The sequence below is a fragment of the Arthrobacter rhombi genome, from assembly GCF_039526245.1.
Taxonomy (GTDB): Bacteria; Actinomycetota; Actinomycetes; order Actinomycetales; family Micrococcaceae; genus Arthrobacter_H; species Arthrobacter_H rhombi.
The window spans coordinates 42,781-54,808 of sequence record NZ_BAAAIV010000003.1; the positions used below are offsets into that span (position 1 = coordinate 42,781).

General features: G+C 67.6%; 11 protein-coding genes. 1 reads left to right on the forward strand and 10 read right to left on the reverse strand.

Going from position 1 to position 12,028, the window contains the following annotated elements:
- The gene (locus ABD088_RS01180; protein ID WP_343899528.1) at positions 1 to 1,047 is read right to left on the reverse strand and encodes an NYN domain-containing protein; all 1,047 of its coding nucleotides are present in this window, start codon (positions 1,045 to 1,047) and stop codon (positions 1 to 3) included.
- A gap of 52 nt (positions 1,048 to 1,099) precedes the next feature.
- Complete coding sequence (locus ABD088_RS01185; protein ID WP_343899529.1) at positions 1,100 to 1,738, reverse strand: CG0192-related protein; 639 nt, start codon at positions 1,736 to 1,738, stop codon at positions 1,100 to 1,102.
- 69 nt (positions 1,739 to 1,807) lie between these two features.
- On the opposite strand from ABD088_RS01185, the gene ABD088_RS01190 reads away from it, so the two are divergent.
- Positions 1,808 to 2,842, forward strand: a complete 1,035-nt coding sequence (locus ABD088_RS01190) for a hypothetical protein (protein ID WP_343899530.1) — start codon at positions 1,808 to 1,810, stop codon at positions 2,840 to 2,842.
- Here ABD088_RS01190 and ABD088_RS01195 read toward each other — a convergent pair.
- The 8 genes from ABD088_RS01195 to rhaS form a co-directional block, all read right to left on the reverse strand.
- The gene (locus ABD088_RS01195) at positions 2,829 to 3,713 is read right to left on the reverse strand and encodes an endonuclease/exonuclease/phosphatase family protein (protein WP_343899532.1); all 885 of its coding nucleotides are present in this window, start codon (positions 3,711 to 3,713) and stop codon (positions 2,829 to 2,831) included. The two genes, ABD088_RS01190 and ABD088_RS01195, sit on opposite strands and share 14 nt — an antisense overlap.
- Positions 3,714 to 3,822: 109 nt before the next feature.
- A complete protein-coding gene (locus ABD088_RS01200) occupies positions 3,823 to 4,311 on the reverse strand; it encodes a tetratricopeptide repeat protein (protein WP_343899534.1) in 489 nt (162 codons plus the stop codon).
- A gap of 19 nt (positions 4,312 to 4,330) precedes the next feature.
- Positions 4,331 to 5,809 (reverse strand): rhamnulokinase, encoded by a 1,479-nt coding sequence (locus ABD088_RS01205; RefSeq protein WP_343899536.1) that lies wholly within the window; start codon positions 5,807 to 5,809, stop codon positions 4,331 to 4,333.
- Between the two features lies 1 nt (position 5,810).
- Positions 5,811 to 7,847, reverse strand: a complete 2,037-nt coding sequence (locus ABD088_RS01210; RefSeq protein ID WP_343899537.1) for a bifunctional aldolase/short-chain dehydrogenase — start codon at positions 7,845 to 7,847, stop codon at positions 5,811 to 5,813.
- 40 nt (positions 7,848 to 7,887) lie between these two features.
- Entirely contained in the window at positions 7,888 to 9,075 is a 1,188-nt protein-coding gene (rhaI, locus tag ABD088_RS01215; RefSeq protein WP_343899539.1) for an L-rhamnose isomerase, read from the reverse strand.
- A complete protein-coding gene (locus ABD088_RS01220; RefSeq protein ID WP_343899846.1) occupies positions 9,072 to 9,431 on the reverse strand; it encodes an L-rhamnose mutarotase in 360 nt (119 codons plus the stop codon). The genes rhaI and ABD088_RS01220 overlap by 4 nt, the downstream gene beginning before the upstream one ends.
- A gap of 5 nt (positions 9,432 to 9,436) precedes the next feature.
- On the reverse strand, positions 9,437 to 10,882 hold the full coding sequence (locus ABD088_RS01225; protein WP_343899540.1) for an L-fucose/L-arabinose isomerase family protein: 1,446 nt from the start codon (positions 10,880 to 10,882) through the stop codon (positions 9,437 to 9,439).
- A gap of 67 nt (positions 10,883 to 10,949) precedes the next feature.
- Positions 10,950 to 12,008 (reverse strand): rhamnose ABC transporter substrate-binding protein, encoded by a 1,059-nt coding sequence (gene rhaS / locus ABD088_RS01230; RefSeq protein ID WP_343899541.1) that lies wholly within the window; start codon positions 12,006 to 12,008, stop codon positions 10,950 to 10,952.
- Between the last annotated feature and the right edge of the window lie 20 nt (positions 12,009 to 12,028).

Sequence of the window (12,028 nt, forward strand, 5' to 3'; positions counted from 1 at the left end):
TCAGGTGAGCTGGTCCAGCCGATCCCAGAAGGAAGCCCGCAGGGCCCTGCGGACGACCTGGATATCGGTCTTCCATTCACCGATTTGCTGGGCGCAGTCCTTCAGGAGCACCCTGTCGATTTCCGGTGGCAGCAGTGGGCGGTCGGCCTGCAGCTCGGTCAATTCACGTTGGGTGGTGTTGGCGTACCAGTTGTCCGCCACGCTGGCCCCGACCTCCCCGACGGCGTGCAGCAGGGCGCTGTCCCCGGCTTCGGGGTGCCCGGCAGCGGACGTGCCGGCCTCGTGGCCGGCGGAGTAGACCAGCTGGCGTTCAGCCGGCGGCACCTGGGGCACCGGTCCGGTCGAGCCGGTCAGATGGGTCGGCGATGGTCCGGGGACCGGCCGGTGCTGGGGCGGGGCCGAGGGAGCAGCTGAGGCGACCGGTGCAACCCCGCCGGGTTCCGCCGTCGTGCCCTGCAGGACGTGGACGCCGGGTCCGGGCAGCGGCCCGCTGGTCACCGACCGGGTGAAGGTGGATTCCAGCAGTGTGGCCGGCAGGTCGGTGATCCCGTCGACGCACAGGGCCAGGTGTTCGGCCACCGAGGCCAACCCGATCCGGGTCTCGGGCTTGCGCAGCCCGATGAGCTTGACCTGCACGCCGAGGTCCTGTGCCTCCTCGACGGCCTCGGCCAGGTCGTCGTCGCCGGACACCAGGTAGACCACCGACACGGCGCCGCTGCGGGCCAGGCCCACCAGGTCAAGCGCCAGGCGCAGGTCAACCCCCTTTTGCTCGCCACTGTAGGAGATCCGCCCCAGCCTGACCTTCACGCCGTCGACCATGCCGATGCGCTTGTGCTGGTCGGTGAACAGCCCGTCGCGGGAGGCGTCGTACCAGTAGGTGCGCAACAGGGGCAGGCCGGAATCCTTGCGGGCCACGGCCGCGATGCCCTCGGCCAGCTGCTCATACGCCACGCGGAAGGCCGAGCGCAGCGACGTGCCGGCGGTGTGCTGTCCGCCCACTGCCAGGAGAAATCCTGCATCCACGAAGATCGCGCTCTGAGTCGTCATGCTCCGCATCCTACGTGGCCCCGGCGGTCCGATTGGACCGGGGTCCAGCCCCTCAGACGATCGCGGCCAGCAACACCGAATCCCCCAGCCCGTCCCATCGCCCGGTCAGCTGGCCCTCATCGCCGTGCGCCGGGCGCGGGGTGAGGTAGACGGCCAGGGTCGGCCCGTCGGTGCTGATGGTCACGACGGAGCCGCCATCCGGGGTGTCCGCTGTGCTCGGCGTGGCCGTGGTGACCACCGGCTCGGCGGCGTCCGGGTCGCCGAATCCATGCACGACGACGGTGCTCGGCAAGGCGGCGAGGGTTCCCTCCACGTCGAGGTACTGGTCGGCCCCGGCCTGCCCGCGCAGGATGGTCGACGCCAGCGCAGCGGCATAGACCGGGTCACCCGTCGCGTCATAAACCCAGCGGTGGCCGAGCACCGAGTGCTCCATTTCCGCCACCAGGTGCCCCTCGGCCCCTTCGAGGGCGGCACCCCGGTAGGTCAGCGGGACCTGCATGACCTGTCCGTCGGGACGGCGGACTATATGGGTTTCGATGCCAACCTCCCCTGCAGGATCGTCGAAGCGGAAGGCACCGACCATCTCGATGGAGTCCGATGCGGAGACCTGCGACCAGGGCTGGCTGGCGAGCCAGGTGGTGACGACTTCTTGTTTTCCGGGAGTGAGCTCTGCGCGGTAGATGATGGCCATGGCTTCACCCTAGGTCAGGTGGGCCGCCGGTGGGAGGGGGCCGGTGGCCGCGGTGGGTAGTCTCGGGGGATGACGAGCATCGACTTGCTGACGGGTCCGCGCGGCCGCCGGTTCTGCCTGGAGGCAGTGACCGCACTGTCAGACGAGTTGTGGTCCCGGCACCTGAGGGCCGCGTGGGAGCCCCACAACACCAACCTGCGGGAGGGTTTCCGTGCAGCCGTTGCGGCCCCCGAAACACTGGCCGCCATTGAGCGGCTCGGTGACGACGGCCTGCTCACGGCCCTGGCACATGCTGTCGACCACGCCGCCTACTGGCAGCCGCCCGATGACGTGGATGAACTCGCCCTGACGCCGGAGGTCCTGCAGGCCCTGGGGCCCATCGCCCGGGAACTGGCCGAGCGGATCTGCACTTCCTGGTGGGACTCCCCCGTGGACACCAGCAGCCAGCGCGCCGTGCAGTGGATCGACGAGTACAACATGGCGGCCCCGCTACTCTCGGATGCCGCGGGGCGGTTGGCCACATGGCGCCGCCGGACCGTTGAGTCGGAGCACGTCGCCTCACATTGGTCCCGCTCTCTGCGGAAGCGCACCGGCGGCCCGTGGTGGTCTACACCCGCCCTGTCGCAGCTGGTCCAGACCAGCCGTGCGCTACCCGGGCTCGGGGCGGTGGGGCTTTTGCTGGTCGAGGACGGAGCCGGGTGGAACCGCGCCCGCGTCTGGCCGCTGGAACCATCCCCGGATGCGCGCGTGCTGGAACTCCGGGGACCGGATGACTGGGTCGACCTGGTGGAGCGCCACCCCCTGGAGGTCACGCAGACGTGGCGCAAAACAGCATATGAGACCACCGGGCTCGATGTCCTCTGGCTCATCCCCGACTTCGCCGCCGTGGCACAGGAGTACGACGGCGTCCACCTCACCGCAGCCGGATACCTTGCCACTGCCGGTCTGCCGTTGGATGCCGGTCGGGGCCTGACCATGCTGGCTGGGTGGGATCCCGACGCGACCTATTGGCTGGGCGATGTCCTGGAGGGCTCCGGCAACCCATCGGAATGGGAGAACCCCGTGGAAGGCTCCACCACCGAGTGGGTCCCTACAGCGACATGACCGCCTGCACGGGAGCATGGTCGGAGGGGTAGCGTCCTGCCCGCGTCCAGACGTTGATGCCCGCGCGGTGTACCGTCACCTCCGGAGTGGCGAGGATCCAATCGATCCGCGTCCCCCCAGCCACGGGTTCTTCGTAGCCGGGGAAGGTCCCCCAGTCCCCGGAGACCAGCCGGCGAGACGCGTACCAGCTGTCGGCAAAGGCGCCCGGTCGGATCAGCTCCGTGTAGGCCGCGGACGTCCCGGCGTCCGCATTGAAGTCACCGGTCACGATGACGGGCAGGCCGGCAAACCGTTCGGCCAACGCCACGATGGCCTCGGCGCTTTTGATCCGCGCAGGCTCCGATTCGTGGTCGAAGTGGGTGTTGATGTGGACGAAGTCCCTGCCGGATACCGCATCCCGGAAGCGTGCCCACACCAGGATCCGGGGGACGTCGTTGCCCCAGGTGGCAGATCCGATCTGCTCGGGGGTGTCCGAGAGCCAGACCTGGTCCCACGCGAGGAGATCCAGCCGGCGCGCGTCATGGAAGATGGCGCAATGTTCGCCGCCGCTATCGGCGTCACGGCTGTAGCCGACCATGTCGTAACCGGTTCCCAGCCCCTCGGCGACGGCATCCAACTGGTGGCGCAGGGCCTCCTGGACGCCGAGGATGGTGGGCTGTTCCAGCGCCAGGAGCTCGCGGAGCAGGGGCCGGCGCTCCGGCCAGTGGTCCGGATCCCCGGGGAGGGTTTCCGGGCGGTCGAGCCGGATGTTGAACGACATGACGTGCAGGCCCCGCCCCATCACGGGGCCGATCATCGTCAGCGGGGGCGCGAACTGCGCCGGGTGCGCTACGGGCTGTTCGGTGATGCGGTGTTCGGTGATGACGCTCATGCTGGACTCTCCTGGGACCATCCGGAACTGTCCCCTCCAGTCTCGCGCGCCCCGGTGAACCCCGCATGGCCATCCGGTGACCAACGGATACCGGTGATGCCAACGACGATCAGGCGTGCGGGGTTGCCCCCAGATCGCGGGCGTAGGAACCCACCACGTTCCCGTACAGCGGCAGGGTGTCCTGCAGCGCGAGCAAGGCGACGGTGAGCGCCTCGGTGGGCCGGCCGGCGTCGTGCAGGGCCAGGGCCAGGAAGGCCTCCCGGGCGCTGCCCACCGATGCCTCCGGCTCCATGGCCTCCAGCAGTTCGACGGCCTCGGCCGCCTGCCCGCTGTTGCGCAGCGAGCTGGCCAGCTGGATCACCGCCTGGGGACGGCGTTCGCCGTCGAGCCCGGCGTCCAGGGCCCGGCGGTAGAGCGGCACTGCCTGCTCCTCCAGCCCCAGGAAATCGTGCGCCCCGGCCCATTCGAACAGGGCCGCCGGGTCGCCGTCCGGCCGCTCGGCCATCAGGGCCTTCATGCCCGAGAGCACGCGTTCGGGGTCGGCATCATCCGCCGTCTTCCAGAACGCCTCGATCCGTTCATCCCACAGCTCATCCATGGGCCCAGCATGGCATGGCCTAGCGTTCTGGGTTGTGTCGCGGAGTGTAGGTGGCGGTCTCGACCGACCGGGCGACCACCGCCCTCATCTCCGCCAGCGTCGCCCGGGCGCCGGTATCCGCCCGCGCCTGGACGAGGAGATTGCCCAGCGCCGTGGCCTCGACCGGGCCGGCGATGACGGGCAGGCCCGTGGCGTCCGAGGTCAGCTGGCACAACAGGGTGTTCTGGGATCCCCCGCCGACGATGTGCAAGACCTGCGGTGCGTCACCGCATAAGCGGGCCGCCGTGTGGACCGCCAGGGCGTACCCCGCCGCCAAGGAATCCAGGATGCAACGCACGACGGCGGGAGGCTCGGCTCCCAGCTCGGCGCCGGCCGCTGCCACGGCAGCACGAATGCGCCCTGGCATGTTTCCCGGGGCGAGGAACCCGTCGGAGCCCACGTCGATGCGGGGGCCACCGGTCGGGAGCAGGGCAGCCGCCTCCAGGAGCCCGGCCAGGGATCCGGTGTCCGTTCCCGTCTCCTGCCAGTGCCGCATCGACTCCTGCAACAGCCACAGCCCTCCGGTGTTGCGCAGGAAGCGGATGGTCGAATCGACGCCGCGTTCATTGGTGAAATTCGCTTCCCGGCTCTCCGGGGTCCGCACCGGGCTCGCCAGTTCCATGCCGACCAGCGACCAGGTTCCGGAGGAGATGTAGGCGAAGGGCGCTCCCCCGGCCGCCGGAATCGCGGCGACTGCCGAAGCCGTGTCATGGGATCCCACGGCGATCACCGGAGTCCGCGGATCGAGCCCGGTCCCGGCGGCCACGCCCGCCAGCAGTGTTCCGTAGGCTTCGCCAGGTGAAATCAGGGGTGCGAAAAGATCGCGGTCCAGCCCGAGCCGATCCATCAGGGGTGTGGAGAGCGTGCCCGTGGAGGCATCGAGCAGGCCGGTGGTCGACGCGTTGGTCTCCTCCATGCGCATCGCCCCCGTCAGCCGGTAGGCCAGGAGATCGGGAATCAGCAGTGCCCGTGCGCCGGCCACATCCGGTTCGGTGGCGAGTTGGTACACGGTATTGAACGGCAGGAACTGCAACCCGGTCACCGCGTAGAGCTCGTCGAACGGGACCCTGGTGTGGACGCTCTCGACGCCGGCATCGCCCCGGGGGTCGCGGTAGGCACGTGGCGCTCCGGACAGTTCTCCATCGCGGACCAGCCCGTAATCGACGGCCCACGTGTCGATGCCGATGCCGGCGATGACCTCACCGGTCGTTGCGATGCGGGCGGCGACGAGGCCGAGCCCCCGCAGGACCTCCGAGTAGAGGCCTTCGAAGTCCCAGCTCAGCTCCCCGCCGTCGTCCACCACGGAGTTGGGAAAGCGATGCACGGTCTCGACCGTGATGCGCTCGGCGCCTGGCGCGCCGTCGAGCCGGCCCACCATGACCCGCCCGGAGGAAGCACCGATGTCGATGGCCACATACACGCGCCCGGCTGTTGGGGCCGTCTGCTCCAGTGGATCCACGTCAGCGCAGGAAGGCTGCCGCGACGCCGGCATCGACGGGGACATGCAGCCCGGTGGTGTGGGACAAATCGGCCGAACAGAGCACGAAGACCGCATTGGCGACGTTCTCGGGGAGGACCTCGCGTTTAAGCAGGGTGCGTTGGGCGTAGAACTCGCCCAGGTTCTCCTCCTCGACGCCGTAGACCGCGGCTCGTTTGGCGCCCCATCCCCCGGCGAAGATGCCCGATCCGCGAACCACTCCGTCCGGGTTGATGCCGTTGACCTTCACCCCGTATTCGCCGAGTTCGGCGGCCAGCAGACGCACCTGGTGGGCCTGGTCCGCCTTGGTGGCGGAATAGGCGATGTTGTTCGGTCCGGCGAAGACGGAGTTCTTCGAGGAGATGTACACGATGTCGCCGCCGAGCTTCTGCGCGATGAGCACCTTCGCCGCCGCCCGGGACACCAGGAAGGATCCCTTGGCCATGACGTCGTGCTGCAGGTCCCAGTCCTTGACCGTGGTTTCGAGAAGGGACTTCGAGAGCGAGAGACCCGCATTGTTGACGACGATGTCGAGCCCGCCGAAGGCCAAGAGTGCTGCCTCGACGGCCGTCTGGACTTCCTCCTCGCTGGTGACATCGGCTCGGATCCCGATGGCCTGGTCGGTGGTTCCGATGCCTGCGGCGACGTCGCGGGCCTTCTGCAGGTCCAGGTCGGCAATGACCACGCAGGCCCCCTCGGCCGCGAGCCGTTCGGCGATGGCCTTGCCGATGCCCGATGCCGCGCCGGTGACCAGGGCAATGCGCGTGGCCAGGGGTTTGGGCTTCGGCATGCGCTGCAGCTTGGCCTCCTCCAGCGCCCAGTATTCGATCCTGAATTTCTCCGCCTCGTCGATGGGGCTGTAGGTCGACAGTGATTCTGCGCCGCGCATGACGTTGATGGCGTTGATGTAGAACTCGCCGGCCACGCGGGCCGTCTGCTTGTCCTTGCCGAAGCTGAACATGCCCACACCCGGAACCAGGACGATGGCCGGGTCGGCGCCGCGCATGGCCGGGGAATCGGCCTCGGCATGGCGCCCGTAGTAGGCGCTGTAGTCCTGCCGGTAGGCCTCCTGCAGTTCGGTCAGGCGGTGGATGGTTTCCTCCACGCCGGCGTCAGAGGGCAGGTCAACGACCAGCGGCTTGATCTTGGTGCGCAGGAAGTGATCCGGACAGCTGGTTCCCCGCGCTGCCAATTCGGTGTGTCGGGTCGAGGCCAGGAATTCGAGGACCTCAGCGGAGTCGGTGAAATAGCCGACCTGGGGTTTGTCGGTGCTCGCCAGTGCGCGAATCGCCGGTGCCAGGGCGGCGGCCTTGGTCCGGCGTTCACCCTCGGGTAGGGGTTCGTAGCCGGGTAGGGCCGGGCCGAATGGTTCGGCTGCTCCGTTCGCCTCGATGTAGGACGCTGCCGTTTCCACGATCCACCGGGAGTTGGCCTCGGACTCGTCGCTGGTTTGGCCCCATGCCGTGATGCCGTGTCCGCCGAGGATGCAACCGATGGCCTGTGGGTGGGATGACTTGATCGCCGCGATGTCCAGGCCGAGCTGGAATCCGGGGCGGCGCCAGGGAACCCAGACCACCTTCTCGCCGAAGATGCGTGTCGTCAGTGCCTCGCCGTCGGCCGCGGTGGCAATCGCGATGCCGGAATCCGGGTGCAGGTGATCCACGTGGGCGGCGTCGACGAGTCCGTGCATGGCCGTGTCGATGGACGGGGCGGCCCCGCCTTTGCCGTGCAGGGCGTAGTCGAAGGCGGCGACCATTGCGTCTTCGTCGTCGACACCTGGGTAGGTCCCTTGCATCGCGCGCACCCGGTCGAGGCGGAGGACGGCCAGTCCCTCCTCGCGCAGCGTGCCCAGGTCGCCGCCGGAGCCCTTGACCCAGAGCAGTTCGATGTCCTCCCCGGTGACGGGGTCTGTTGCCGTTCCCTTGGCCGAGGTGTTGCCGCCTGCGTAGTTCGTGTTCTTCGGGTCTGCGCCCAGTCGGTTGGACCGGGCAATGAGGTCCCGTACTGCGGGGTGGGTCATGACGTGGTCCTTCGGTCGTTGGGGTGGTGTCGGCACGGCGTCACGCTCCCCACCCCAGTTGGGTGCCACCGGCACGGCTGGTGGTGATCTGCTGCTGGTATCCGGATTCGGCGAACGCGTTCATCGGGTGTGCCGGGAGGCCCCGACCCTCACGCCAGGCGGCGAGGGCCGGGCGGACGTCGGTATAGAAGGCGTCCATGTAGATCTCGTTGGCGCCGAGCACGTCTCCGGATTCCTGGGCTGCGCCCAACGCGTCCTGGTCGATCAGCAAGGCGCGGGCGGTCATCTCCTGGACGTTGAGCACACTGCGGATCTGCCCGGGGATCTTCTCCTCGACGTTGTGGCATTGGTCCAGCATGAAGACAACTCCCGTTGCCTCCTCCAGGCCACCGCCGCGGATGACTTCGTACATGATGCGGAAGAGCTGGAACGGGTCGGCGGCCCCGACGATGAGATCGTCGTCGGCATAGAAGCGTGAATTGAAGTCAAAGGACCCCAGCTTTCCCAGCCGCAACAGCTGGGCCACGATGAACTCGATGTTGGTTCCCGGAGCATGATGGCCGGTGTCCAGGCACACCGTGGCCTTCTCCCCCAGTGCCAGCGTCTGGGCGAACGCCGTTCCCCAGTCGGGAACGTCCGTGTGGTAGAAAGCCGGCTCGAAGAACTTGTATTCCAGTACCAGCCGGTGGTCGTCGCCGAGCTGGGCATAGATCTCCCCCAAGGAGCCGGCCAACCGATCCTGGCGTGCGCGGATGTCGCCCTGGCCGGGATAGTTGGTCCCATCGGCCAGCCAGATCTTCAGGTCCCGGGACCCCGTTTGGCCCATCACCTCGATGCACCGCAAGTGATGGTCGATGGCCTTACGGCGAATGGCGCCGTCGACGTGGGTCAGGGAGCCGAATTTGTAGTCGTCGTCTTGGAAGGTGTTGGAATTGATGGTTCCCAGCCCGACGCCGTGGTCTTCGGCGAAGCGGCGCAGTGCCCCGAAGTCGTCCACCAGGTCCCACGGGTAGTGCAGGGCCACCCGGGGGGCCAAACCGGTGAAGCGGTGCACCTGGGCAGCATCGGCGATCTTCTCCTCGGCGGTCCGCGGGGTCCCGGGGGTGCCGAAGACCTTGAAGCGCGTGCCCGAATTGCCGTAGGCCCACGACGGGACCTCGATGGCCTGCGTGGCCAGCCGGTCCGTGACGTCCGGGGGCAGCAGGTCCCCACCGGGGTTGATGTTCATGATGACTCTCCTGTAGGGGTGGTGCCAGCATCGAGCTGGTCCTCAAGATGGAAGATCTCATCCAGCCGGATGAAGCCCTCGTCCGGTGGACTGTCGAGGTCGACGAAGAATTCGCCCATTTGTTCCTGCCAGCGGGCATTGACGTCCGTGGCCGCCATCGCAGCCTGGGCGGCGGCCAGGTCTTCGGTTTCGAAGTAGCCGATCAACAGGCCATCGGCTCCGAGGAAGATCGAGTAGTTCCGCCACCCCGAGGCGTGCAGGGCGGTGAGCATGTCCGGCCAGACGGCAGCATGCCGACGCCGGTACTCGGGAATGGCGTCCTGTCTGACCTGGAGCTGGAAGCAGACTCTTTCCATGGTGGTCACGACCCCACGTGGCGGTGTTCGATGCCCAGCAGGGAGGCAGCTGATGTCAGCTGTGAGGCTCGATGTCCCACGCACAGGGCCCAGTGGTGTCCGATCCCGGTGGCGCTCCACGCGTCGACCCATTCACCGGGGTCCATCCCGAAGTCGACACGCGAGGTGGTGTTGCCGATCTGCAGCAATGGACCGTCGACGACGTTGCCCTCGCAGGTGATGAAGGTGTAGCTGCCATCGCGTTCCTCGCCGATGCCAAAGGCGGTGACGGGGCCATGCCGGACGTCGAACTCCACCGACACCCCCCAGCCGCGTTTGCCGTGGTAGACGCCCAGACCCCGCAGCAGCGGTTCACCGGCGCTGACGGCCAGGTGCGCTGGGCCGTCGTGTCCCATTTCCACGACACCGGCGGTGAAATCCAGGGCTTGGATCTCCGTGAAGGATCCTCCGGCGCCGAGGGCCTGGGCGGCCAGCATCGCCAGCGAGGTGCGCAGTTCGTATTCACCGGCCATGGGGATGCCGCGGGCCGTCAGCAGGGAAGCTCCCAGGATCATGCCGGCGCCCAGTCGCTCGTGGGTTTCGCCGGCCAGACCACGGTGGTAATAGGCCAGCGAGTCCAGGTCGAAGTCCGCCACCAGGCGATCCAGTCCCACGGAGACCCGCGCACCCCAGTTGAAGTCCTCGGCATTGACCGAATCGTCGACGGTGAAGATCTGCCGTGCGACGTCCACGCGTTCGAGCACCTCGGCATCGGTCACGGCATGGACGCGTTCACGCAGGTCATCGAACTCCAGGACCTCAACGTGCGAGCCGAAGGTCGTCGACACACGGGTCAGGTCGGTGGAGACGTCGAGCATGCCGGGGTAGAGATGCCCCATCAGCCCATGACGTGCCGTGCGGAGCCGCCCGCGGACGGCAGCGGCCATGACCCATGCGTTGATCCGTTCCCATGCCGATTCCTGGTGAAGGTGGCCGGAGACGGACCGGAACTCTATCCCGGCCCGGCGGAAGACGTTCGCGACTTCCGGGACGGGGCATTGACCGCAGTAGGCCAGCCATTCGCCGGTGCCGAAGGTGGCGTGGTCCATGGTTTCGGTGGGTTGCAGATCCACCACCAACACCGGGGCGCCGGTGCGCTGCGCGATGGGCAGCACCATGGAACTGGTCAGGTAGGTCGCCACGAACATGACCAGCAGGTCGCAGTCGGCCACGCGCAGTTTTTCCGCTGCGACCTGGGCATCGTGGGCATCGGAAACGAAGCCGACGTCGACGACCTCGGCGTCCAATGCGCCAAAGCGTCCCGCCACGTAGGCCGTGGATTCCTTCAGCTGGGGAAGCAACCCGGGGAATTGCGGCCAGTAGGCGCCAAGGCCTCCGGATACCAGGCCAATGCGCGTCTTGCGACGTGAATGCTGCGGCAGCAGTTGCTCCAGCGACGTGGATGCCGGCACGGTGGGCTCCTTCGAGAGTGTGGGGCCCGGGCGGAGATCCGCCCGGGCCGTGGTGTGGTGCTACGGCCTAGAAGTCGTAATCACCGATGTTCTTTTTGTTGAACACGGTCGGTGGGCCGACGACGACGATGCCGTTGGCCCCGATAGTGCGCTCTCCCAGATCGCCAGCGGTGAACTTGTCACCTTCGGCACCGGTGATGGTTCCGTCCACGAGTGCCTTGGCGGCATAGGCGGATACCTCGCCCAGTTGTGCCGGATCCCAGAGGGCGAATTCGGAGACCGTTCCGTCCTTGACGAAGGCGCGCATCTCGTTGGGCAGTCCCAGCCCGGTCAGGGCGACCTTGCCCTTGTACTGCGAGGTGGACAGGTAGCGAGCCGTCGCGGCGATGCCCACGGTCGTCGGGGAGATGATGCCCTTGAGGTCCGGGTGGGACTGCATCAGGCCCTGGGCCTCTTGGAAGGACTTGGTGTCGTCGTCATCGCCGTAGACCTTGGCGACCAGTTTGATGTCCTTGTACTTCGGGTTGGAGTCCAGCTCCTCCTCCATGTACTTGATCCATTCGTTCTGGTTGGTGGCGTTGGCAGTGGCCGAAAGGATCGCGATCTTGCCCTTCCTGCCGATCTGCTCGGCAATCAGCTTGGTCTGGATCAGCGCCACATCCTTGGCCACGACCTGGCTGACGAAAAGGTCCCGGCAATCGGGGTTGGTGTCGGAGTCGAAGGCGACGATCTTGGCGCCGGCACTGCGCGCTTCGCCCAGTGCGCCGCAGACTGCATCCGGGTCGTTGGCGGCGATGACAATGGCGTTGGTCCCGGCCTGGGTCTCGGCGTTGATGAAGGTGACCTGGCTCGACGCCGAAGCCTCCAGCGGGCCCACCACGTTGGATGAGGCGAAACCGGCATCCTTGGCACCGGACTTTCCGCCACCCAGGACCACGTCGGTGTAAGGGTTGTTCAGCTGCTTGGGAATGAAGGTGACCGTGGCATCGGATACCGCTCCGGAGGATCCCCCGGACCCTGCGGCGTTGGAGCTGGTGTCCGCGCCGGCACAGCCAGAGAGGGCCAGGGCGGCGACGGCTGCGACGGCGGCCAGGGAGGTGAAGCGCTTGGGTCGTGAAGTAAACATCTTCGTTTCCTTGTGTTCGT